This is a genomic window from Helicobacter sp. TUL (genome assembly GCF_002287135.1).
Lineage (GTDB): Bacteria > Campylobacterota > Campylobacteria > Campylobacterales > Helicobacteraceae > Helicobacter_F.
This window is the reverse complement of the sequence record NZ_NESU01000007.1, coordinates 14,743-38,640: the sequence shown is the minus strand read 5'-3', so window position 1 is coordinate 38,640 and position 23,898 is coordinate 14,743. Positions and strand designations below refer to the sequence as shown.

20 protein-coding genes and 1 CRISPR repeat array are annotated in these 23,898 nt (G+C 37.9%); of the genes, 11 read left to right on the top strand and 9 right to left on the bottom strand.

Features of this window, described 5'->3' with window-relative positions:
- Nucleotide 1 precedes the first annotated feature (1 nt).
- From B9T66_RS04625 to B9T66_RS04605, 5 genes are all read left to right on the top strand, one after another.
- Nucleotides 2-1,474, top strand: coding sequence for a Mur ligase family protein (locus tag B9T66_RS04625; RefSeq protein ID WP_095627817.1), 1,473 nt, complete (start codon nt 2-4; stop codon nt 1,472-1,474).
- A gap of 9 nt (nt 1,475-1,483) precedes the next feature.
- Nucleotides 1,484-1,969 carry an HIT family protein gene (locus B9T66_RS04620; protein ID WP_095627816.1) on the top strand — a complete coding sequence of 162 codons (486 nt, stop codon included), beginning with the start codon at nt 1,484-1,486 and terminating at the stop codon, nt 1,967-1,969.
- Between the two features lie 10 nt (nt 1,970-1,979).
- Nucleotides 1,980-2,825, top strand: coding sequence for an ankyrin repeat domain-containing protein (locus B9T66_RS04615; protein WP_257874604.1), 846 nt, complete (start codon nt 1,980-1,982; stop codon nt 2,823-2,825).
- A 76-nt stretch (nt 2,826-2,901) separates the two neighbouring features.
- A complete protein-coding gene (trxB, locus tag B9T66_RS04610; RefSeq protein WP_095627815.1) occupies nt 2,902-3,837 on the top strand; it encodes a thioredoxin-disulfide reductase in 936 nt (311 codons plus the stop codon).
- 222 nt (nt 3,838-4,059) lie between these two features.
- Nucleotides 4,060-4,464, top strand: a complete 405-nt coding sequence (locus B9T66_RS04605; protein WP_095627814.1) for a tetratricopeptide repeat protein — start codon at nt 4,060-4,062, stop codon at nt 4,462-4,464.
- A 364-nt stretch (nt 4,465-4,828) separates the two neighbouring features.
- Nucleotides 4,829-7,302: direct repeats of the CRISPR family, unit length 36 nt; unit sequence GTTTTAGTCCCTTTCTGAATCTTTTTATGATAAAAT.
- Nucleotides 7,303-7,457: 155 nt separating this feature from the next.
- On the opposite strand, the gene cas2 is transcribed toward B9T66_RS04605, so the two are convergent.
- From cas2 to B9T66_RS04580, 5 genes are all read right to left on the bottom strand, one after another.
- The gene (cas2, locus tag B9T66_RS04600) at nt 7,458-7,913 is read right to left on the bottom strand and encodes a CRISPR-associated endonuclease Cas2 (RefSeq protein WP_257874603.1); all 456 of its coding nucleotides are present in this window, start codon (nt 7,911-7,913) and stop codon (nt 7,458-7,460) included.
- A 2-nt stretch (nt 7,914-7,915) separates the two neighbouring features.
- Entirely contained in the window at nt 7,916-8,839 is a 924-nt protein-coding gene (gene cas1 / locus B9T66_RS04595) for a type II CRISPR-associated endonuclease Cas1 (protein WP_095627813.1), read from the bottom strand.
- The gene (cas9, locus tag B9T66_RS04590; RefSeq protein WP_095627812.1) at nt 8,840-11,926 is read right to left on the bottom strand and encodes a type II CRISPR RNA-guided endonuclease Cas9; all 3,087 of its coding nucleotides are present in this window, start codon (nt 11,924-11,926) and stop codon (nt 8,840-8,842) included. It abuts the gene before it with no gap.
- A gap of 95 nt (nt 11,927-12,021) precedes the next feature.
- Nucleotides 12,022-13,050: a glycosyl transferase family 90 gene (locus tag B9T66_RS04585; protein WP_095627811.1), complete on the bottom strand. Its 1,029-nt coding sequence runs from the start codon at nt 13,048-13,050 to the stop codon at nt 12,022-12,024.
- Between the two features lie 20 nt (nt 13,051-13,070).
- On the bottom strand, nt 13,071-13,976 hold the full coding sequence (locus B9T66_RS04580) for a menaquinone biosynthesis family protein (protein WP_257874602.1): 906 nt from the start codon (nt 13,974-13,976) through the stop codon (nt 13,071-13,073).
- A gap of 143 nt (nt 13,977-14,119) precedes the next feature.
- On the opposite strand from B9T66_RS04580, the gene recA reads away from it, so the two are divergent.
- From recA to B9T66_RS04555, 5 genes are read left to right on the top strand one after another with little or no spacing between them, the layout of a single operon-like run.
- Nucleotides 14,120-15,163, top strand: a complete 1,044-nt coding sequence (recA, locus tag B9T66_RS04575; RefSeq protein WP_095627810.1) for a recombinase RecA — start codon at nt 14,120-14,122, stop codon at nt 15,161-15,163.
- Nucleotides 15,164-15,192: 29 nt separating this feature from the next.
- A complete protein-coding gene (gene eno / locus B9T66_RS04570; RefSeq protein ID WP_095627809.1) occupies nt 15,193-16,470 on the top strand; it encodes a phosphopyruvate hydratase in 1,278 nt (425 codons plus the stop codon).
- 14 nt (nt 16,471-16,484) lie between these two features.
- Nucleotides 16,485-16,742, top strand: a complete 258-nt coding sequence (locus tag B9T66_RS04565) for a hypothetical protein (RefSeq protein WP_257874601.1) — start codon at nt 16,485-16,487, stop codon at nt 16,740-16,742.
- Nucleotides 16,739-17,335, top strand: coding sequence for an AMIN domain-containing protein (locus B9T66_RS04560; protein ID WP_095627808.1), 597 nt, complete (start codon nt 16,739-16,741; stop codon nt 17,333-17,335). Before B9T66_RS04565 ends, B9T66_RS04560 begins: the two co-directional genes overlap by 4 nt.
- Entirely contained in the window at nt 17,335-17,847 is a 513-nt protein-coding gene (locus B9T66_RS04555) for a shikimate kinase (protein ID WP_095627807.1), read from the top strand. Before B9T66_RS04560 ends, B9T66_RS04555 begins: the two co-directional genes overlap by 1 nt.
- Here the strand turns inward: B9T66_RS04555 and B9T66_RS04550 are convergent.
- Both B9T66_RS04550 and B9T66_RS04545 read right to left on the bottom strand, forming a co-directional pair.
- Entirely contained in the window at nt 17,834-19,186 is a 1,353-nt protein-coding gene (locus tag B9T66_RS04550; protein ID WP_095627806.1) for an MATE family efflux transporter, read from the bottom strand. The two genes, B9T66_RS04555 and B9T66_RS04550, sit on opposite strands and share 14 nt — an antisense overlap.
- A gap of 1 nt (nt 19,187) precedes the next feature.
- Entirely contained in the window at nt 19,188-19,781 is a 594-nt protein-coding gene (locus tag B9T66_RS04545; protein WP_095627805.1) for a class I SAM-dependent methyltransferase, read from the bottom strand.
- An 83-nt stretch (nt 19,782-19,864) separates the two neighbouring features.
- Between B9T66_RS04545 and hypF the strand changes: the two genes are divergently transcribed.
- On the top strand, nt 19,865-22,216 hold the full coding sequence (hypF, locus tag B9T66_RS04540) for a carbamoyltransferase HypF (protein WP_095627804.1): 2,352 nt from the start codon (nt 19,865-19,867) through the stop codon (nt 22,214-22,216).
- Here the strand turns inward: hypF and panC are convergent.
- Both panC and B9T66_RS04530 read right to left on the bottom strand, forming a co-directional pair.
- Entirely contained in the window at nt 22,213-23,058 is an 846-nt protein-coding gene (panC, locus tag B9T66_RS04535; RefSeq protein ID WP_095627803.1) for a pantoate--beta-alanine ligase, read from the bottom strand. The genes hypF and panC overlap by 4 nt on opposite strands.
- An 8-nt stretch (nt 23,059-23,066) precedes the next feature.
- Nucleotides 23,067-23,888 carry a 4-hydroxy-3-methylbut-2-enyl diphosphate reductase gene (locus B9T66_RS04530; RefSeq protein ID WP_095627802.1) on the bottom strand — a complete coding sequence of 274 codons (822 nt, stop codon included), beginning with the start codon at nt 23,886-23,888 and terminating at the stop codon, nt 23,067-23,069.
- Nucleotides 23,889-23,898: the final 10 nt, after the last annotated feature.

The following is a 23,898-nucleotide window of genomic DNA, read 5'->3' as shown; positions in this document are numbered from 1 at the left end:
TATGACTATAGAATATTTTATCGGTATCGTAGCAAGATTTTTGCTAAATTTTGAGTTTGCGTATTATCTGATTACACTCTTGCAATGGTATAACTACAGCCTGTATCGCATTATTTTTATGCACCATAAATTTATGTGGCATATATGGTTTTTTCTCTTGCCACTTTCCCTTGCCACTGCGCTACAGATTCAAGGATATACAGAATATGTTATGCTCATTGCTATTGCACTGCTCATAGCTCTTGGAATATGGCGTTTTAAACAAGATAAGCCACTCAAATTTACCAAACGCGTGCAACGCTTTTTTGCTTTGTGTTTGCTTTTTGTCTTGCTTGATGAAGGATTGGGAATCTTATTTGAAACCTCTAATCCCTTTATGAATCTCTTGCCATTAGTGTTTGCACTGGTAGTATCTAATCTCTATGAGCGCGTGCTACTCAAGCAATACAGACAAATTGCCAAAGACAAGCTAGAAGTGATGAGTCGCCTTAAAATTATTGCTATCACTGCAAGTTTTGGAAAAACGAGTATCAAAAATTTCTTGCAACAGATTCTTAGCACACATTTTAGCGTCTATGCGACACCGCGCAGTGTCAATACACTTACAGGCATTATAGCAGATGTGAATGAGAATCTTGATTATAGTGCAGATATCTATCTTGCTGAAGCAGGAGCGCGCCTTAAGGGAGATATTGATGAAATCACGCAATTCTTGCAACCACAATACACAATCATTGGCGAGGTAGGCGCACAACATTTAGAATATTTTAAAACACTAGAAAATATCACAAATACAAAGTTTGAGATTCTCAATTCTTCACGCCTTAGAAAAGCCTTTGTGTTTGAACAAAATACCCTGCCAAAAGATTTAGATTCACAAAAAAAGAAGCTTATTAGCTTCTATCCTACTGGCTGTAGAAATGTCAAAGCCACGCTAGAAGGCACAAGCTTTGAGCTAGAATATAAGGGAAATTGGTATCCATTCCATACACAAATCTTGGGAGCTTTTAATGTCGGAAATATCGCTGCTGCTGTTAGTATGGCATTAGAACTTGGTATGCGTATGAGCGATATCCAACATAGTGTGAGCAAATTTGAGCCAGTGCCACATCGTTTGCAAAAGATTCTTACAAATCAAAAGCTTATCCTTGATGATAGTTTCAATGGCAATCTCAAAGGTATGCTAGAAGCTGCGCGTTTGGCGTCGTTGTATGAAGGACGAAAAGTTGTCGTAACACCGGGCATTGTAGAAAGCAACCAAGAATCCAACATCGAACTTGCAAGATATTTTGACGAAGTTTTTGATATTGTCATTATCACAGGCACTCTCAATGCAAAAATATTTTCTAAACATATTGTAAAAGCACAAAAAATTATCCTCCATAGTAAAGAATCCCTAGAAGGTATGCTTAAGGCTTGCACTTTGCCTGGCGATCTTATTCTTTTTAGCAATGATGCACCAAACTTCATCTAAAGGAGAATGATGCAAAGAATCTATGCTCCGTGGCGCAAAGAATATTTTGGATCAAAAGACACATCTTGTGTGTTTTGCGCCATTAGCGCCGATCCTCAATCTGATAAGAAAAACCGCGTGTTTTATCGTGATGAAGTCTGTTTTGGTGTGATGAATCTCTATCCTTACACGCCCGGACATTTTATGCTTATCCCACACACGCATTGTGATTCACCGGAGTTATTGGATTCTAAAGCTTGGATACACATACAAACCCTAAGTCAAAAAGCCTTTGGAATCTTGTATGAATATGGTGCGAGTGGAGTGAATATGGGTATGAATATCAAAAAAGCCGGTGGAGCAGGAATACCTGAACATATCCATATCCATTTTGTCCCACGCTACATAGGAGATACCAACTTTATGACTTCTGTGGCTAATGCGCGCACATATGGGGTAGATTTTGATGAAATTTTTGAAAAAATCGCGACACTTGCCAAAAAACATCTACACTAAGGGGAAAAATATGCGAATTGTAGTCTTAATTATGTGTTTAAGTTTTGGAAGTATGAGTTTTGGAGCAAATGATCGATACAATAGTATGCTATTTAGCAATAACTATACAGAAGTCCGCAAAGGGATTTCTCTAGGAGCCGATGTAGAAGCAAGACTACGCGGTAGCACACCGCTTTATGATGCTGCGCGTAAGGGTAATATTGAAATTGTGGGATTGCTCATAGAGCGTGGAGCTGATGTCAATGCTGTGTGCCACGGCGAAACTGCATTGCTCAAAGTTGTCGCATTGGGCGATGTGCGTATGGCAAAAGAACTCATACAAAAGGGTGCCAAAGTCAATGTAGCCGATGAACATTTAGGTAACACACCCTTGCATTATGCTGTGCTCAAAAAAAATACCGCTATGATAAACCTTCTCCTCTCTAATGGTGCAGATATGTATGCCCAAAATAATCGTGGCGATACACCAGCGCGTGTAGTGCTTGCCAACAAAACTATGCCAGCAGTAAGCATAGAAAACGATGATATTATCTTGCGTGCAAATGCCTTTAATCTAGGCAAAGGAAGTGTAGGTCTTAATATCAGCAACAAAACAGATGAATTTGTTACAATCACCTACCTTGCGCTTTATGTCGATGGAGATTTGATAAGTGAAATAGGTGTCAATAAAAAACTTGCACCAAGAACCGGAGGATCAGTGGGTGCGCTTAGTGTGCCACAAGAAACCTATGAGGGTGCAAAAATCAAAAAATCCGGCTTGGCAAGTGTGAAATATGGCTTTGCGGTCGAATACGACATAGGCGGAAGATCGCGAAGTTTATACAAAAATACAAAAACAGAATTTCAGCTGTGGTAGCAATAAATAACAAAAATTATCATTTGTTTAAAGCATTGCCATATAATCCTCTAAATCTAAAACAAAGGAGATACAAATGATTGATTTAGCGATTATTGGTGGTGGTCCTGCTGGACTTACTGCAGGATTATATGCGACACGAGGTGGGATAAAAAATGTTGTTTTATTTGAAAAAGGAATGCCTGGCGGACAAATCACAGGCAGTAGCGAAATAGAAAACTATCCAGGTGTCAAGGAAATAAAAAGCGGTTTGGACTTTATGGAGCCGTGGCAAGAGCAATGCTTTAGATTCGGATTGAAGCACGAAATGGCAGAAATTAGTATGGTGAGCAAACAAGGCGATATTTTTACAATCACACAAAGCGATGGCAAAGTCGTAGAAGCCAAAGCGGTGATTTTTGCAGCAGGTGGGCGACCAAAACGATCTGGGGTAAAAGGTGAAGATGTGTTTTGGGGACGTGGTGTAAGCACTTGCGCGACTTGTGATGGATTTTTTTACAAAGGTAAAGATGTAGCAGTCCTTGGCGGTGGCGATACAGCACTTGAAGAAGCAATCTATCTCTCTAGAATCTGTAACAAAATCTACCTTATCCATAGACGAGATGGTTTTCGTGCGGCACCTGTAACAATCCAACATGTCAAAGAAAATCCAAAAATTGAGATTATCACCCCTACAATAATCGAAGAAATCAAAGGCGACAACAGCGGTGTAACAGGTGTAACAATCAAAAATATCCAAAGCGGAGCTGTGCAAGATTTGGCAGTGTTTGGTGTTTTTGTGTTTGTAGGTTATGATGTCAATACACAGATTCTCAAACAACCTGATGGCAGTATGCTTTGCGAATGCGATGAATGGAATAGCATAAAAGTAGATCTATCTATGAAAACTAGCGTCCCTGGGCTTTTTGCTGCTGGTGATGTGCGCGTGCAAGCTTCTAAGCAAGTCGTGTGCGCTGCTGGTGATGGTGCTACCGCCGCACTCCAAGCTATCGCTTACCTTGAGCATCATTAATACCACAAAACAGGTGTTGCAAATTTCTTGCGATACCTGTATATAGTTTTTATTCTAGTTAGATTCTCTACAATCCTTAAAAATCTCTCTTTATTCTTGCGGTTTGCTTTTACAAAAAGCACCAAAACTATCACGATAATATTTACATACACATTGCACAAGACTTCCTTTTATGATTGTTTTGATACAATCTCTATATCTTTAATTTACAAAGGAACGCAGATGAAAAAACTTGTCATCTTAGGGTTTATAACATTACATATGGCACTTGGTGACATACATATAGATTCTAAAAAGGCTTTGGAAGCATATATGCAAAAAGACTATCCAAAAGCGCTAGAGCTTTTTGAAAAAGCTTGTGAGCGTGGTGAAATGTATGGGTGCAAGATTCTTGGGGATATGTATTGCAAAGGAGAGGGGATAAAGAAAGAACATCTCAAAGCAATAGCATTATATGAGAAAGCTTGCAATGGCGGAGAAGCGTATGGGTGCAAGGTTCTTGGAGATATGTATTACAAAGGAGAGGGTGTAGAAAAAGATTATCTCAAAGCAATACAATTTATTGAAAAAGCCTGTAATAATGGATTAAAAAGAGAATGTAAAATGCTAAGAGACATACAAAAATAACCATTTTATCCCCTATCTTTTATAACAAATATGCGTTATTTGGTGCAAAAATGGATTGTGATACAATGTCTAAAGGTATTGACTAAAAAGAATAGAGATGAAATACTTTTTATGCTTTTTATTTTGGGGTTTATGACTTTAAGCATAATATTTGCTAATGAGGACATACAAAAAGCTTTATAAGCATTTAATGATCAAGGCTACACGCTTCTTGACGAAGCATATGATAGTGGTGATATGGCGGAGTGTGAAATACTAAAAGAAATCCAACAAGAAAATCATACCTTCCTGTATGGTGTTAGGATTTTATTGGAATTATGGAGCTTATCATCTTGGCTAATCTATCTTCCTCCCAATCGCGTATCCCTTAGTCCCTTTCTGAATCTTTTTATGATAAAATAGATGAATTATACTGCGTTTCAATAAGTTTGTTTTAGTCCCTTTCTGAATCTTTTTATGATAAAATTTCCCACATATCAGAGTTTTGAATTTTACAGTTTTAGTCCCTTTCTGAATCTTTTTATGATAAAATCTTTTTGTAATTCTAAAATTGTTTTCTCTAAGTTTTAGTCCCTTTCTGAATCTTTTTATGATAAAATAAATAATGCGATTAGGGACGAACCAGTATTGTTTTAGTCCCTTTCTGAATCTTTTTATGATAAAATTCTCAGACTTCTCATCAGTTCTTAATGATGGTTTTAGTCCCTTTCTGAATCTTTTTATGATAAAATGCACCGCTACCATAAGAAATAGGGAGCATTGTTTTAGTCCCTTTCTGAATCTTTTTATGATAAAATAAATCGGAGGTTTCTATGATTGTTAATGTGGTTTTAGTCCCTTTCTGAATCTTTTTATGATAAAATTCTACAATTTTTGTGTATTGCCTCATCTAGTTTTAGTCCCTTTCTGAATCTTTTTATGATAAAATGCCGTCGCCTATCATTTGGTCAATCGTGGGTTTTAGTCCCTTTCTGAATCTTTTTATGATAAAATTCAAAGAAGCGTTTGCTAGTGTGAAAAATTGTTTTAGTCCCTTTCTGAATCTTTTTATGATAAAATTCTTCAGTGGTGGTTAATTCTGCACCTTGGTTTTAGTCCCTTTCTGAATCTTTTTATGATAAAATATAGTCGTCTTGTGAAATCATGCCAGAACTGTTTTAGTCCCTTTCTGAATCTTTTTATGATAAAATCTCAAAATCTGTAAATCGTTCCGTATCTGGTTTTAGTCCCTTTCTGAATCTTTTTATGATAAAATGTGAAGTTTTTCACTCAATACTGGTTTGTTGTTTTAGTCCCTTTCTGAATCTTTTTATGATAAAATTTGAAGGACATTTGTAAAAAATGGAACTTGGTTTTAGTCCCTTTCTGAATCTTTTTATGATAAAATTCTATACTCTTGATATCGGTCGCTGTATCCGTTTTAGTCCCTTTCTGAATCTTTTTATGATAAAATACCTCGGTTTCTGGGGTAACGTCACTAACGGTTTTAGTCCCTTTCTGAATCTTTTTATGATAAAATAGGTAGTAATTTACTCGGTGCTGCTTTAAGTTTTAGTCCCTTTCTGAATCTTTTTATGATAAAATGGTGCAATTCTTGGCAGTGCTGCGATTACTGTTTTAGTCCCTTTCTGAATCTTTTTATGATAAAATAATTCCGGTGTGAAAAAGTCTAAGCGAGACGTTTTAGTCCCTTTCTGAATCTTTTTATGATAAAATTCCTTCAAAGTCGCCATCGAATCTTACTCCGTTTTAGTCCCTTTCTGAATCTTTTTATGATAAAATGCGAACGGACGATAAAATGCTTTTTCAGAAGTTTTAGTCCCTTTCTGAATCTTTTTATGATAAAATCCTACCATTACGGAAAATGACATGGAAAAGGTTTTAGTCCCTTTCTGAATCTTTTTATGATAAAATAATTTTAAAAAAATGCATGCATCACCTACCGTTTTAGTCCCTTTCTGAATCTTTTTATGATAAAATCCTACGACCACCTCTACGCTTATATCGAGGTTTTAGTCCCTTTCTGAATCTTTTTATGATAAAATGAAGGAGTATAGCCAGGGGAGTTACCCATAGTTTTAGTCCCTTTCTGAATCTTTTTATGATAAAATATAGAAACACTTCATTTAACACTTCCCACAGTTTTAGTCCCTTTCTGAATCTTTTTATGATAAAATCGCCTCTTTGTGTAAACGGGCGCGCAGTGGGTTTTAGTCCCTTTCTGAATCTTTTTATGATAAAATGGTGCAATTTTAGGCGGTGCTGGTATCACTGTTTTAGTCCCTTTCTGAATCTTTTTATGATAAAATCGAGAAAGCCAGAAAAATCACCAACTTTGATGTTTTAGTCCCTTTCTGAATCTTTTTATGATAAAATTTTAATAGCACCATTAACAAAAGTCGGGGCGTTTTAGTCCCTTTCTGAATCTTTTTATGATAAAATTGACACACTCCCCTAAAACAGGACGCGTAAGTTTTAGTCCCTTTCTGAATCTTTTTATGATAAAATGAATTGAGTTTTGCGCGAATTCCTTTTGTGGTTTTAGTCCCTTTCTGAATCTTTTTATGATAAAATTGCACCAGTCATTTTAACACCTCACTAAACGTTTTAGTCCCTTTCTGAATCTTTTTATGATAAAATTAATGGTTTGGGGTCAAGCTCATCACATGTGTTTTAGTCCCTTTCTGAATCTTTTTATGATAAAATTGAGATATCCAGCATTCCCAGTCGTCGAATGTTTTAGTCCCTTTCTGAATCTTTTTATGATAAAATACGATGAGGACCACCAGAAACGCCTTTTGCGTTTTAGTCCCTTTCTGAATCTTTTTATGATAAAATAGGTTCAAAAATGAGAATCTTATGCTACAATACTACAAAAGATTCAAAAAGGGACTAAAATAAGCTTGTCAGTCGGCGCAGGGTGAGGCTCTATGAGTGCTCGAAAATCCCTTTAGACTGACACCTCTTTTAAACTCCTGATGTTCTATCGTGTCTCAATACAACTCAAATAAACTTTTTTTATAGATAGTTTTGCTTGATGTCTTCTTTTTATGTGTTGATATATTTTGTGTATCTTGTTTTGTATCATTCAAATATACATAATCTCCAGTTTTTTCATCAAAACTAAAAAGTGTCAGATTTTTTTGGGTATTCATCTCTTCATTGAAACTCACACCACCAAGTAAAATTTCCATAGCATCAAACTGCTTTTCTGTAATTGTGATACACCGCACATTTCCCTTTGGCGGCACAAATTTCCTAATATTATTGATAGAAGACTTGGCAGAGGCAACGCCTTTGCAGATTCGCATATATACACTAAATTGGATCATAAAAAATCCTAACTTTATGAGATCGTTGCGAAATTTTGCACTATGATGTCTGTCTTTTTTGGTTTGGGTAGGTAAATCAAACATCACAAGCACACGCATAAATGTATCCTCCCTCATACCTAAACTCCAAACTCTACCAAAAGCAAAGGCTGTCCATACAATAAGGCATTTTTAAATCGCTGAACATAAAAATTAATAGCCCTATGCAGTGGAAAAACTCTCTCCCCTATCTTTGCTTCACTCTGTAGATTCTCAATCAAAGCCATTTTGTCTTGTCGTGTCATTGTCTCTATATATTGGCTATATTCAGAATCTAACACCCTAGATTCTAAAAGTGCTAAAACACATCTATCCACAAATGGGCGAAAGACCTCTATGAGATCATCACAAAGATTAAATTGATTAAACTGGTTATTGTGTTTGATACCAAACCAAGTGAGTAATCCACTCATACATACGCTTCTAATGACACAACTACGCACAATCGCATATCCATAATCTAGCAAGGCATTTTGAATCTTGTGTTTATGTTTGCGAGAAAACCCATTGCCAAAAAGATACCTAAAATACAAAGCTGCTGCATATGCCTCGATATTATCATGATCGCCCATAGATACTTTATCACATAGCTTTGCCAAATCTTGGGCTTGTTTTGTGTAGCCACACATTTGTAGCACACTTGCTTGATTACTAATCTTGTTTTTGACAATCTCACACCACAAACTTGCCTTATTTTGCGCACTCACTGCAATATGCTCCCGCGCAACCTGTGCATTGGCAAAATGTCCTAGAAATGGTGTATAAATGCCATTGATAGTGTGTGTCTTATCACAAGTCAGCACAAGGACTTTTGCTTCAGCCAACGCACTTAATAGTGCTTGCGTAATAGTAATTTGGGGACTTTCTAAAATCACGCATTGCAAATCCTTGATATACAATCGTGCGTTTTCCTCCTCATTTTGCACTACTAAATGTTGATCTTGTAGTCGCAAATGTGCCTTGCTTGCAAACACAACATTTCTAAACGCCTCATCATAGCCCACCTAAGAATCCTTGTTGGGTTTTTGTGTCTTTGGTGTGGTTTTGAGTGCGATAGGCTGTCTTGGTTCATATTTACTAGGCTTAAGCTCTCCTAATGGTGAGACTTTGTATTTCTCAAATACCTTTAGTCTTTGAATACCTAGGCTTTCAGCGGTTACTTTTTCTTGTGTTGGGCTTGTAAAGAGTTTTTGTTGGTTTGGCGTGAGAGTTTTTATATTATTATCATGTGTTTGTAGGGCAATACTCGCTGTTGAGACACCAAAATATACAAAATATGCAAATTCTGGTTTTTCCATAGAGCTTTTTTGCACAAGCACGACATCACCTTTAAAAAGTGAGAAACAAAATTCATAATTTTCATCCATTTCTATCCAATCTTTGATGACGCCATTGCTCTTCCCTCCTACTACTGCTTTATTGGGCAATACACCAAGTGCAATATCCATCGTATAGATAGGCACAGCATAGAATTTTTTGCTCTTTTTATGTGCAAATATATCAACACGCACCATTTCACCATTTGCCACAAGTTTTGTCCCAATTTGCCGTATCTTGCCTAATTCTAAAGCTTTTTGAATACCTGCTAATCCGCCATATGCTTTTTGATAGGTTGCATCATTAAAAGATTTAAAAGTCTCCTCATGTAATGCTCCTCGCACTCGCCTATTTGGCGAATGTGAAACAAATATTTGAGCTATTTTGTGCAAGGCATGTTCTCTAAATCCAGCAAATGGTTCAAAAAACTTTCTTTGATGTTTAAATGTATCTTGTGCTAGTTCTTTGGCATAGAGTTCTGCTTTCAGTGTTTCTTGGTGATTTTTTACAAAGTCTGAAAATCTCTTAATCATACTTGCATTACTATAAGCGATAATAATTGCATCAATAGCGTGATGTGTATGCTCAAAGCGATTTTTCACAGGTAAGCCCCAAAAATGACGCATAGTCGTGGTAAGCATACCATTGATTGTTTCTACATGTATCTTGCTTCCTTTTTCTCCAGCAACCAACATTGTATCTTCGTTGCAATCCAATGGAAGACAAGCAAGGTATTCTCGTGTATAACTAGCAATAAGTCGTGCTATATACCTTGTATCCGAAAGATTGCGTGCCTTAAATCCAGATTCTCTCGTGGCAAATGTTGTAGTAGTAATGTTTTGTGCTTTCTTCTTAGGATATCCATTACGCATAGCAAGAGAAACGATTTTGCTCCACTTGATGCAATCAGCACCAAATGCTTCAAAAGGCGTCTTGTTGCCTTTGTTTTGATTTTCTTTTGTAAAAACTAGCACCTTATTCAAATAGCCATTATCAAAACTCCGCGAATAAGGTAAAATATGATCAATCTCCAAAGCCCCTGCATTTTTTAAATCATCTAAGGTGATTTTTTTACCACTATAGGCACAAACCTCATCTTGTTCTCTAAAAAGTCGTAGTTTTAAAATATTATTCTCATTAAGTGGCAAATCGATTTTTTTACACATTTCCTTTGCCTGCTCTCTGTTTTTGTAGTTTGTGTCTATCTCTTTTTGATACCTGCCTCGATCTTTGTAGCTTTTGCCAACTTCACGTGCAAGCTCAATATGAATTTTATGGAATCTCCCATATTTTTTAATAAGAGCATTAAGCACCTTGCGATATTCCGATATAGCTCGAAGCACGACAGGATTATGCAAATCTTGTGCATACATACTCTCATTAAAGGGCGGTAAAAATTTCATCTTTTTATCATTATGTCGTGTTACAAGATTTGCATTTTTACAGGCTTGGTCATATCTAATGCCATTGCGCATAAATGGCAAAATCTCACCTAATGCTTTAAGACTTAAGCTAATATGATGATCAAAATCTATCTCTGATAGCTGCATAATTTGGTCTTGTGTCAATGCTGGATATTTACAGAGCTTTTGTTTTAATTGCTCCTTGTCTTTGGTCAATGTAAGATCTCGTGCAATATTGTTTGATGTCTCTCTATCCTGCTTTACATCGCCCAAAATGTGACAAAACTTTTTGAAATTTTTAAATTCTACAAATTTCTTTGTTTCGGGCTTTTCAAGATTACTATGCTTTAATTCTTGAAATTGAATACTCTCATCGATATTAAGCATTTTTCGTAATTGTGCGAAACTCAAACTTCCTTTGTTGCATACTTCCTCAAACACAGAGGACAATATCTTTTGATATTGCTCTTGTGTATAGATCTCACCACTTTCCTTGCTACAAGAAGCAAGAATATTAATAACTTTACTTATTGTAACAAATTCTACTGCACTCAATGAATATTTTGGAGCGCGATACTCATTCTCATAAAATGTGCATTTTCCTACAAGGTGCGAAAAATCTTTTAATGGTCTTTGATAGAATGCAATATGCAAAACCTCATCACATAGTTCTTGTGTCATTGCAAACCCAAAACCTCTTTGAATCTCAAAAATAAGACTAAGCTCATTTTGTAATGCCACTTGTGAAACGCAATTTGCGTAAGATAGGGCTTTGTTGCGTATAGGCTTTAGCACGCGTATCATTGGAGTTTTATCTTGTGCATTCCCAACATCTTGCACTGCACAAAATTCTTTATAAAAATACTCACCAGCTGTGCGATAATGCGAGATCTTTTTTGCATTTTCACTCAATGCACTTAGTATCTTGCCTTCCTCTTTATCTTTTTTATCTTGATCTTGTTTGATATTTTTGTTTCCATAGCCTCGATGTTTGGCAATATGCAATATAACACGCATAAGCTCTTCTTTGCTAAGAAGCCTTTCTAATGCCTCATAACGCAACTGATAAGGATTAAGAAATCTTTTGCCATAAAAAGCTTTAGGTAACTCCCCATCTGTAGCAATATAATCCTCATAAGATAAATGCCACGCATTCGTAAGAAGTTTCTTTAATGACTCTAATCTGCCTCTACGCCTTGCTAAACGCCTACGCACACTTCTAGCTTGCCTGCGAGGCAAAGCGAGAGATTCACCATTTTTTGGATTTTCTGCTCCAGTAAAGATTCGCACTCCACAATCTTTAAGCTCACCATTTTCCACAAACGCCCAACCAATAGATGTAATACCTATATCAATCCCTACGATTTTCATTTTAGATACCTCCGCAAAATACAAAACATTGGAATCTATAATACCATAAAGTCAGGGTTTGGAGAAAATATCTCTATGCTATGAGCAGCAATACCTCAAAGTCCAAAAAAATCTCTTTCTTGCTTAGTAATATCTATCTGTCCGCTAAGATAAAAATACTTACGCAAAACAAGAATATTTAATACTTCTTCTGCGTTTGTATCATAAAACTGCTCACAGAATCTATGGGCATTGTGGATAATCTCTTGTGCAACTTTTGGGTTGGCACAAAAAAATCTAAACTTCTCCTCCACATCAGAATAATCTTCTGCGATCTCACAATAATGCACATTTGGCAGGAGTGTAGATTCCATAAACCATGTTTCATATTTGGGGCGTGGCATCATACACAAAGAATTACTGCTAAGCACCCATTTTAGGTTACTTGCCACATCATTACCCTCCAAACTTAAAAGAAATTTATAAGGCAAATGCTTGGCGATAGATACTTTGGGTTTTAGGTATTGTGTATGCACAGACTTACTACCTGTGTGTCCGATATCACAAAATGGTGCGTCAAAAAATTGCTCTAAAAATCTTGATCTATGCTCTTGATAACACGCTCCACGAAAGAAAATGCGATCTTGTTTTTCTGAAAATGTATAAGGATCTTTGATGAAGGTAAAATGCCTATTTTGCTCAAGCTTTAAGACAATAGAATTTTGATTAGATTCACTAATTGGTCGCGATTTGGTGATACTTGGTTGCGTAAAATAATAATTCACATCGCCAAACCCATAATACACTTTGAGATTTTCATCAAAATACCGCGCATACGATCGCATATCATAATGATATGTGCTAAAACGCCGCCATTTATAGCTTTCTTTGATACTTCCATAATGCGGTGGATATGTGCCAAGTCGCTCGTAGGTGCTTGGGGCTGCATCACTAAGGGGAGCGATACTAAAAGGTGTGCACACGCGATGATATAGCCTAAGTCGCGACACAAATCCCTCATATGCCTTAGAATCTAAGCTCGCCAAAAACTTTGTGATTTTAGATTCTGTTCTTGCACGCGTAAGCACACTGGGTGTGAGAATTTTTACAAGACTTGAGAGGTTATAGACAAATTGTGATGCCATAAAAATCCTTCTTGGTGTATTTAAGAATATCGTTGTGTAAGATATTCTTGGGGTAACATATACTGCGTGGCATGTATGAGATTAGGATAAAACCCTGCCTCAAATCCAAGCTTAAACAACACATCAATAGCTTGAATCTGCACGGGATTTAGCGTGATAGAATCTGTGTTTGCATAGAGATTAAGATATGTCTCAAGCTTGGCAGAATCTACCCTAATAAGATTACGTTCTAAAAGCATTTGCGAAAGTAATGCTTTATTATGCACAGCTACTTCCACCGCCTTAGTAAGCATAGATTCACATTCTAGCGCGATAGTAAGGGGTAGTGATCGACGCAATGCCATACCACCCAAAGGCAAAGGTAAATCGTGCTTATTAAGATCACACCAAATATCCCACAATTCTGCTTCAACAACCAAACTTTCATCATAGCCCAAAATAGATTCATGGATAAGCACACCCGCTTGCACCTCGCCACTTAATACGCTAGATTCTATCTCAAGAAAATTTTTATAGACAATGCGTGCATGTGGATATGCGAGTCTAAAAAGTAAAGCATTTGTCGTATGCGCACCACTTAGTGCAACCTTGAAATCTCTTTTTAGTGTAGTGGTGCGTTTTTTAATAAGCTTTGGTCCATAGCCATTCCCAAAACTCACACCTGTCCGCAATAGTGCATAATCCTCACAAACAAGCGGATATAATCCAAAAGAAATCGCGCTAATATCATATTCACCTTGCAAGGTCGCTTCATTGAGTGTCTGTATATCTTTGGCACACGCACTAAATTGCACTTGCGTAGAATCCACCCAGCCAAAATTAATCGCATAATACATAAATAAATCATCAGCATCAGGGCTATGTGCGACACTAAGATGTCGCTTTTTACCAATCATATATTGGGGGGTAGGTTGTGGGTGTTTCATCGCTATAATATCCTTACATCTTTTGTGTGATGGACATTGTAACAAAAATCGCTTTAAAAATTTGTTTGGGTTTTTTAAAGATATTTTTCAAACTTATAAGATACAATCCCAAGATTTAAATCACTTTTACAACAAGGATAAGAATGGCGATAGACGAAAAACGGCAAAAAGCCATTGAGCTTGCACTCAAGCAGATTGATAAGGCATTTGGTAAGGGTGCGCTTGTGCGACTTGGAGATAAGCAGGTAGAAAAAATCGATGCAATCTCTACAGGCTCACTAGGGCTTGATATGGCGCTTGGCATAGGTGGCGTGCCAAAGGGTAGAATTATAGAAATCTATGGTCCTGAATCTAGTGGTAAAACAACACTAGCATTACAAATCGTGGCAGAATGCCAAAGAAATGGTGGCATTGCAGCATTTATCGATGCAGAGCACGCGCTAGATGTGTATTATGCAAAAAATCTTGGTGTAGATACACAAAACCTCCTTGTCTCTCAACCAGATAACGGCGAACAAGCACTCGAAATCTTAGAAACGCTTACACGCAGTGGAGCAGTAGATCTTATTGTAATAGATTCTGTGGCAGCCCTCACGCCAAAAGCAGAAATTGATGGCGATATGGGCGATCAACATGTAGGCTTACAAGCAAGGCTTATGAGCCACGCATTACGCAAAATCACAGGCGTTTTGCACAAGATGAATGCCACACTTATTTTTATCAATCAAATTCGCATGAAAATTGGAATGATGGGCTATGGAAGTCCAGAAACAACCACAGGTGGTAATGCCCTCAAGTTTTATGCAAGTGTGCGCATAGACATACGACGCATTGCCACTCTCAAACAAAATGAGCAAAATATCGGTAATCGCGCAAAAGCAAAGGTGGTTAAAAACAAAGTGGCACCGCCATTTAGGGAAGCGGAATTTGATATTATGTTTGGTGAGGGCATTAGTAAAGAGGGTGAAATCATCGATTATGGTATCAAGCTTGACATCATTGACAAAAGTGGAGCGTGGCTTTCTTATGGTGATATGAAGCTTGGGCAAGGGCGTGAAAATGCAAAGGTGTTTTTAAAAGAAAACCCAACAATTGCTCAAGAAATCACAAATAAGATCCGTGAGCAAATTGGCATAAAAGATGAAATTTTACCACTTCCTGATGAGCCAGAGGAAGAGGAACTCTAAAAATCTAAATCTAACAAAGAGGAGCAAATATGGTGCGTATTAGCAAGATTTATTCACAAGAGGTGCTAGATTCACGAGGCAACCCAACTATTAAGGCAATTGTAGAATTAAGTGATGGCACAAAAGAAAGCGCTATCGTCCCAAGTGGTGCGAGCACAGGTAAAAGAGAAGCACTTGAATTACGCGATGGCGACAAAAATCGCTTTTTGGGCAAAGGAGTCTTAAAAGCTTGTGAAAATGTTGATCTTAGCATATGTGAAGCTTTGGTAGGTGCTAGTCCATACGATCAAGGACTGATTGATGCAACGCTTAAAGATCTAGATGGCACACAAAATTTCTCTAAGCTTGGTGCTAATGCCACGCTTGGTGTTTCTATGGCGACTGCTCGTGCAGCAGCAAAAAGCCTTCATATACCACTTTATCGTTATTTAGGTGGTGCAAATGCGCTTGTATTGCCTGTGCCTATGCTAAATATCATCAATGGTGGTAGCCACGCTGATAACACGGTAGATTTTCAAGAATATATGATTATGCCACTAGGCTTTGATAGCTTTAGTGAGGCGCTACGCGCTAGTGCAGAAGTGTATCAATATCTCAAAAAGATTCTTAATGAACAAAATCACATCACAAGTATCGGTGATGAAGGAGGTTTTGCACCTAATCTTACAAACAATACACAACCTATTGAAATTATCCTCCAAGCCATAGAAAAAGCAGGATATAAACCAGGTGATGAGATTGCTATCGCCCTTGATGTGGCTAGTAGCGAACTTGTCGATGAAAGCGGTATGTATCATCTCGCAGGAGAAGGACGTAAGCTAACTTCACAAGAACTTGTGGCATATTATGAAGAAATGGTGCAAAAATATCCTATTGTTTCTATTGAAGATGGCTTGAGTGAAGATGATTGGGAAGGGTGGAGTTATCTCACACAACGACTTGGAAATAAGATTCAGCTTGTAGGTGATGATTTATTTGTAACTAACAAAAAGATTCTCGCACAAGGAATCGAAAAAAATATCGCTAATGCTATTTTGATAAAACCTAACCAAATAGGCACAATCACACAAACTATACAAGCGGTGCGACTAGCACAACGCAATGCGTATAAATGCATTATGAGTCACAGAAGTGGGGAAAGTGAAGATAATTTTATTGCGGATTTTGCTATTGCACTTAATACCGGTGAAATCAAAACAGGATCTACAGCTAGAAGCGAAAGAATTGCAAAATACAATCGCCTCTTAGAAATAGAATCTGAACTTTCTAATAGCGAGTATCTAGGCACACAACTCTTTAAAAAATAATACAAAGAATGGGTATGCAAGAGCTCTATCAACAGCCCTCAAGATTCAAGCGATGGATACAGATTAATAAAGCATTTCTTATCATCGCTGCGGTGTTGGTAGCGCTTTTGACCTATAGCGCATTCCTACTCTTTGGGAATGCCTCACTCTACACACTGCTAAGTTTGCGCAAACAACAAGAAAAATTACTCCAAGAAGTCGATTTACTCCAAAAGCAAAATGCAAAGATTCAAAAAGATATTTTTGAACTTAAGGGGTTGGAACCAAAATGAAACACATCATTGTACTGCTTATATGTTGGAGTATCCTCATTGCTAGAGAAGATCCTTTTGAGCCCTCTATTACCCCAAAAGAAGGACAACATAATCAAAGAGAACCAAAAAAAGAATTTCTTCAAGATATAGAAATTGCTTTGCCCTCTACCGCGCGTGTGCTACAAAAAGTGAGTATCACATACCAAAATATCGATGGCACCATAGCGACAAAAGAACTTCAAATACATCAAAACATTGATTGGCATTATCCACTAGAACTTGCACAAAAAGCTATAGGCAAAAAATATACTGGTGAAAAACGCCTTAGATTCGGAGACTTTGAGCTTATTTTTGATAAAAATACAATATTTATTGCTACCCAATACCCAAATGTGCGACACTTTATTTTGCCAAACCCTTACCGCATTGTTTTGGATTTTGAAGGTATGGATAAGGCCATCAATCAAACACAAATCCTAGACAAAAAATACATAAAACAAGTCGTATTTTCTAGCCACGAAAATTTTTATCGAATCTCGCTTGAGCTCGATGGACAATATGCCTATGACATTAATGCACAGCGCGATGGCTATATGCTGGAGTTTAAATAATGGCAAACATTGTGCTTATAGGTTTTATGGGCAGTGGCAAAAGCACCATAGGTTCAGCCCTTGCACAAAAAATGGGGCGATTTTTGCTCGATACAGATTCACTTATCCAAACAACATACAACCAACGTATTCCTGAAATTTTTGCGCAATATGGTGAGCAGAAATTTCGTGAGTTAGAATCTCAAGCTATTGCGTGGCTTAGCACTAATGTGTCTAATGCTATCATTGCCACAGGTGGAGGAATGCCAATCTTTAATGATATAAGCACCTTAGGGGAGATTTATTATTTACAAAGCGATTTTGAAACAATCCTTGCACGACTTGATCACCAAGAGCGCAGCAAACGCCCTCTTTTTAGCGACCAAGCACAAGCCAAAGCACTCTATCTTGAACGTCAGAATCTCTATGCCAAAGTAGCACATCACACTATTAACGCCAACAACGACATTCCAGAGATTCTCACAGAGATTCTCACACACCATAATGCCTCTAGCACTTCTAAAAACGCTTGATAAATTTCTCCCAAACCCTACTCTTAAAAATAATCCAAAAAATCAATGCGCGTAAATATGTTTCCACAAAAATCATACCAAACACAAAGCGCACATCGGCTTCATACAACACAAATATATACATCGGTATAATCCGCAATAGCCAAATACTCATAGCATTAATCATAAGAGAAAGCTTAGTCGCACCTACCCCACGCAGCGCTCCATCAAGGCAAAAAATAATCACTAATGGCACTTGAGAGAAGCCCACTGCAATAAGATAATACAAACTCGCGCGTAATACTGCTTCTTGGGTGTTAAAGATTCTAGATAATTCCACGCCAAACACACAAATCATAAGCCCCAAGATTCCCATCATAATACTTGCATACAACAAAAGCGTGTGTAAAAAATCATATGCCAAATCCATACGCTTTCTACCCAAACTCTGCCCCACAAGTGCCATAGCTGCAACTTGAAACCCAAAGCCAAACGCAAGAATAAATGCCTCAACCTTAGATCCTATTTGGAATCCTGCAATGACATCAGCACCATAATCACTCATAAATTTTTGTGTCAAAACAAGGCTAAAAAGCGTCAAAAATCGCTCGATACCAGCAGGAATCCCAACGCTAAATGTTGTTTTGCTATATTCTAAACGCAATACAAAATTAAAGCCTATAACTCTTTTACGCATATAAATGACGCCAGAAAGTAGCAATGCCTCAAGATAGGTAATACACACATTACATAATCCTGCGCCAAAAATACCTAATGAATCTAGCGTAAAGATTCCAAAATCAAAGCCAAAAATAAATACATAATTGAGTATGATATTGAGCGTGGTGGTGATACATTTAATATACATTATGCGTTTGGTATCGCCAAGTGCAGAAAGTCCAGCTATGCAAATTGTTTTTGTCATCAAGGCAGGGATTCCAAACACCACAATCCCCAAATATTCCATACCCAAGAGTTTTGTCTCGCCACTCACGCCATTACCCATCCAATCCAAATACAACTCACCACCCATAAATGCCACAATCAAAAGCGGAATAGACACAAAAAGCGTGATAAGAAAATTATTGCCCATTATGCTTTTTAGGCGTTGATAATCTTTGGCTCCATAGGCTCGAGATACTTGTGCGCTTGTCCCAATAAAAAAAATCGCTGTGATTGCAAAAAGCATCATCATATAGCTCATACCCACATTTAGCGCGATCATATGTTCTTTGGAAAAATCCGCAATAAAATACATACCAACCGTGATATTTGCCATATCAAGCAATGAATTAGCGCCACTTGGCAGGGCAATAGAAAAAATCTTTATAAGCTTATGCTGAAGTGAAAATTTTGACATTTTAGGGCTTTTGTGCGATAAAAGTTTGCGTGAGATATACGCTCTTGGCAGATTCACTCACACTTCTATACAAAGGATTTAGTGCATTATAGATAATGTTCCACCCCCTAAATACTTTTTGTAATTCTGCGTGTTTTAGGCTTCTTTGTGCGCTAAATTCACAAAAAATATCTTTATCATAGATTTTTGGTATGGCGCAAAATGTTTCAAATATCACAAGCCCTCCGCTTTTTACTCCGTGTTTAATCCCAGCAAAAAGTCTCCGATCCAAAAAATAAAAATTTAACACCACATCATATGTTTGCCTAGCAATATCAAAGCTATCCAAATCCGCACACAATGTAGTAATATGCTCCATTCCTTGAAGAGAATCTAATGCCACTTGCGAAATATCCACACCCAAAACCTCAAATCCCAATGCTGCCAAAAACTTCGCATTACGCCCATTACCGCAGGCTATATCAAGTGCCTGTGCGCTTCCTTTTTGTGCATAAGATTCTAACAAGGGCTGATATGTGTGTAAAATATCACTTGGTTGTTTTGGCATAAAGCCATCACTATGACGCTTATTCCAGCGAATCGCATCTTCTTGCATAACACATTCCAATTCTTAAAGACTAAAACTAAAATTATACGCACTTACACACAAAAAGCCCATTAAAATATTATAATTCCCCTATGAAAAGTTATCTCATAAAAGTTTTTGGCATTATTCAAGGCGTGGGGTTTCGCCCATTTGTATATAACCTCGCGCATACTATGAATCTTAAAGGCTCTGTATGCAATACCTCTGCGTGTGTAGAAATATGCCTTTATGAAATCACACGCCAAGAACTCATTACATTTCTTGCTCATTTACGCCACATTCCAAAACCTGCCAAAATTACTTCAATCACCCATACAATATACACACCACAAACCCCTTACAAAGACTTTTGTATCCTTCATCAATCTCACGCCCTACCCCACACACATACAAACACACCACTTGCGCTAGAAATCCCTCTGGATATGGCTATGTGCGAACAATGCTATGCGGATATGCAAAGCAGTGGGCGATTTTCCAACTATGCCTTTTGCGCTTGCACACAATGTGGCGCAAGATATAGTATGCTCTACACTCTTCCTTATGAGCGACAAAATAGCGCAATGTCTGTGTTTAGATTCTGTGAATCTTGTGCCAAAGACTATCATAATCCACATAATAGGCGTTTTCATGCACAACCTATTTCATGCAATCTTTGTGGCATACAGCTAAATTTTGAGAACACGACCTACAATGAGGCTGCATTAGATTCTACAATCCAAGCACTCAATCGCGGAGAAATTGTCGCTATCAAAGGCATTGGCGGATATGCCCTTGTCGCCAAGGCAAATATGCCAAATGTCTTACAAACATTAAGAAAACGAAAAAATAGACCTTATAAACCCTTTGTGATAATGTGCAAGGACATACAACAAATTCGCACCTTTGCGCTTTGCTCTAATGCACAAGCCAAGATTCTATCAAGCCCACAAGCGCCAATCGTGCTTCTTACAAAACGCAAAAATCTTGCAAAAGATTGTGTGCTAGATTCTACTTGTTTGCACCTCATCGCACCACAACTAGATACCATAGGTGTTATCTTGCCTTATAGTGGGATTATGCACCTTATTTGCGCTGCCTTGCAAACTCCACTGATTTTTACAAGCGCTAATCAAAGTGGTGCGCCCATTGCAATACAAGCAAACGAGCTTATGACACTCCCACAAAAACCGCACGATGTCCTCTTAAGCTACAATCGCACTATCACACATCGCATTGATGATAGCATTGTGCGCTTTATAGCCAACAAACCAAGAATCTTGCGCCTTGCCCGAGGCTTTGCACCAAAAACACACAAACTTCACACCCCATTTGCACCTACAAAAATTCTCGCATTTGGTGCAAACCAAAAGGCAAGTTTTTGCATAACTGACGGGAGTTATACATTATTATCACCATATCTTGGAGATCTTACAAATCTTGCTACCCAACAGCACTACACCCATACGCTTACATCGCTTTTGGGATTTTTTGGGTTAGAGGTTAAAGATTTTGCACTCTATGTGTGTGATATGCACCCACAATATGCTTCTAGCACGCTGGCAAAAGAGATTGCACAATCCATACACGCAAACAAGGTTTCTAAACATTCTAAACTTTGGTCCCAAGAAGCAAATATGTGCTATGTCCAGCACCATTATGCGCATTTTTGTGCGTTGCTAGGCGAATATGGGCATAGCACTAAAAATATCCAACATCTTGGCATTATATGGGATGGCACGGGATTGGGAAGCGATGGACATATTTGGGGTGGAGAGGCTTTTGTAGGCAATCTCTATTACGCAAAAAGAGTTGCGAGCATAGAGGAATTTAGTCTTCTTGGCGGAGAAAAAGCCATTACAGATATACGACGCATAGCTCTTGCTTTGCTTATAGAATTCGCACCAAAACATATAGAACTCATAGCACACAATTTCAGCACACACGAATTACAAACTCTAAGCCTCATGCATGCAAAAAATCTCAATACAATGCGCACAAGCTCCATAGGAAGGCTTTTTGATGGCGTGGCATATCTTTTGGGTGTCTGCCAAAATGCCACATACGATGGACAATGTGGCGCAACCTTAGAATCCCTGTGCAACAATCGCACTAAGGAGCATTATCCAATCATATGGAGAGATTCTTTGCATCTAGGACTAGGAGAGATTATTAACGCACTTTGTGATGATATAGCCAAAAAACTTCCCACCAATTATATCGTTACAAAATTTTTTAATACCCTAAGCCATATGGCACTCGCCATAGCCCAAAAACATACAACAGATTCAAAAGAAATATTTTTTGGCGGTGGGGTTTTTGCAAATAAAAGTTTGTGTGAAAAAATCGCCTCGCTTCTAGCCAACAATGGCTTTAAGGCGCAATTCCCCACGCAATACCCAAGCAATGATACAGCCATTAGTTTTGGGCAGATTCTGGCTACACTCGCGCGCACAACCCACTAACACCAAAGATTATCCAAAAGCCTTGTCTTGCCAACTCGCACGGCAAGTAAAAATAGACTTTCTCCCTTGCAAATCTTTTCAATTGGTGCAAGATTATAATCACAAAAATATGCATAAAAAATATGCATCGGCACAAGAGACTTGATAGAATCTAGGGTTTTATGCACAAGCTTATGAAGTTCTTGCACTTCATACACACCTTGAGATATGGCAGATTCTATACATTGTATGGTCTGTGGGATACAAAGTGCTTGAGCGCGCTCTTGTGGGCTTAGATATACATTTCGTGAGCTAAATGCCAACCCATCATCATCACGAACGATAGGACATGCCACAACTTCAAGTGGCAAATGCCAATCTCGCAACATTTTTTGCACGATAAGCACTTGTTGAGCGTCTTTTTTGCCAAAATACGCTTTTTGAGGGCGCACAAGCATAAAAAGTTTTAATACCACTTGCAACACTCCCCCAAAATGCGTTGGTCTATCAAAACCCTCCAACACATACCCCATCATCTTGGGTGGCAATATCGTAAGCTCATCGGCACTTGGATACATCTCTTCTATGCTTGGGACAAATACCCCACTCACTCCTAAACTCTCGCACAATGCCAAATCCTGCTCTAATGTGCGCGGATATGTGCTAAGATCTTCATTTGCTCCAAACTGCGTAGGATTAACAAAAATACTAACAATTGTATGTGTGTTTTGTGCGCAAGATTGGTGAATTAAGCTCATATGCCCTTTATGCAAGGCACCCATAGTCGGCACAAGCCCAACGCTTTGTGTGCCTAGATTCTCTCTAAATGCCTTTAGTGCCTCTATGCTTTGTAAAACTTGCATATTCTCTCCTAATAGCTCATAATTTCTTGACAAACCTTAGCAATAATCCAATCTGGCGTGCTTGCACCCGCTGTAATACCACAAACTTTCTTGTCTTTAAACCATTCTTTTTGCAATTCTTGTTCATCTTCTATGAGATAACTTACGCAATTTTTCTCACAAATATATAAAAGCTGCTTGGTATTTGATGAATTTTTACCCCCAACTACAATCATAATATCCACTTCCTTACTTAGTGAATCTGCTGCACTTTGGTTATCAAATGTTGCATTACAAATCGTGTTAAACACTCGCACTTCAGCCACACGCATACTCAAATATCCCGCAATCTTTGCAAAAATTTCTGGTTGTTTAGTTGTTTGAGAAATAAGAGTGATTTTTTTGTGTAATTTCAGAGATTCCAAATCCTCTAACCCAGCGATGATATGTGCGCCATTTTGGGCGTAACTCACTACACCTTTTACTTCAGGGTGTTCCTTATCCCCAAACACAATGATTTGATAGCCCTCTTTGCTCATCTCTTCGACTATCATTTGTGGTTTTCGCACAAATGGGCAAGTCGCATCAATCACCTCAAAGTGTTGATCTTGTAATCTTTGGAGATCTTTTTTGGGAATCCCATGTGTGCGGACAATAAGCTTCCTGCCAGATTCTAGATTCTCCAAGTCTTCACTCAAATCCACATTAAAATCTCGCTTTAAACGCGCAATCTCCTTGGCATTATGAATAAGTGGTCCTAGTGTAATAGAATCTTTATGATCCTGTGCAATTTTTATCGCGCGTTTGACACCAAAACAAAATCCATAATTCTTTGCTAATCTTACTTCCATACTACAATCC

Bases quoted from the DNA above. Each gene is read 5' to 3' on its own strand.
- B9T66_RS04625 (WP_095627817.1), top strand. From the start codon at position 2: ATGACTATAGAATATTTTATCGGTATCGTAGCAAGATTTTTGCTAAAT.
- B9T66_RS04620 (WP_095627816.1), top strand. From the start codon at position 1,484: ATGCAAAGAATCTATGCTCCGTGGCGCAAAGAATATTTTGGATCAAAA.
- B9T66_RS04615 (WP_257874604.1), top strand. From the start codon at position 1,980: ATGCGAATTGTAGTCTTAATTATGTGTTTAAGTTTTGGAAGTATGAGT.
- trxB (WP_095627815.1), top strand. From the start codon at position 2,902: ATGATTGATTTAGCGATTATTGGTGGTGGTCCTGCTGGACTTACTGCA.
- B9T66_RS04605 (WP_095627814.1), top strand. From the start codon at position 4,060: ATGAAAAAACTTGTCATCTTAGGGTTTATAACATTACATATGGCACTT.
- cas2 (WP_257874603.1), bottom strand. From the start codon at position 7,913: ATGAGGGAGGATACATTTATGCGTGTGCTTGTGATGTTTGATTTACCT.
- cas9 (WP_095627812.1), bottom strand. From the start codon at position 11,926: ATGAAAATCGTAGGGATTGATATAGGTATTACATCTATTGGTTGGGCG.
- B9T66_RS04585 (WP_095627811.1), bottom strand. From the start codon at position 13,050: ATGGCATCACAATTTGTCTATAACCTCTCAAGTCTTGTAAAAATTCTC.
- B9T66_RS04580 (WP_257874602.1), bottom strand. From the start codon at position 13,976: ATGAAACACCCACAACCTACCCCCCAATATATGATTGGTAAAAAGCGA.
- recA (WP_095627810.1), top strand. From the start codon at position 14,120: ATGGCGATAGACGAAAAACGGCAAAAAGCCATTGAGCTTGCACTCAAG.
- eno (WP_095627809.1), top strand. From the start codon at position 15,193: ATGGTGCGTATTAGCAAGATTTATTCACAAGAGGTGCTAGATTCACGA.
- B9T66_RS04565 (WP_257874601.1), top strand. From the start codon at position 16,485: ATGCAAGAGCTCTATCAACAGCCCTCAAGATTCAAGCGATGGATACAG.
- B9T66_RS04560 (WP_095627808.1), top strand. From the start codon at position 16,739: ATGAAACACATCATTGTACTGCTTATATGTTGGAGTATCCTCATTGCT.
- B9T66_RS04555 (WP_095627807.1), top strand. From the start codon at position 17,335: ATGGCAAACATTGTGCTTATAGGTTTTATGGGCAGTGGCAAAAGCACC.
- B9T66_RS04550 (WP_095627806.1), bottom strand. From the start codon at position 19,186: ATGTCAAAATTTTCACTTCAGCATAAGCTTATAAAGATTTTTTCTATT.
- B9T66_RS04545 (WP_095627805.1), bottom strand. From the start codon at position 19,781: ATGCAAGAAGATGCGATTCGCTGGAATAAGCGTCATAGTGATGGCTTT.
- hypF (WP_095627804.1), top strand. From the start codon at position 19,865: ATGAAAAGTTATCTCATAAAAGTTTTTGGCATTATTCAAGGCGTGGGG.
- panC (WP_095627803.1), bottom strand. From the start codon at position 23,058: ATGCAAGTTTTACAAAGCATAGAGGCACTAAAGGCATTTAGAGAGAAT.
- B9T66_RS04530 (WP_095627802.1), bottom strand. From the start codon at position 23,888: ATGGAAGTAAGATTAGCAAAGAATTATGGATTTTGTTTTGGTGTCAAA.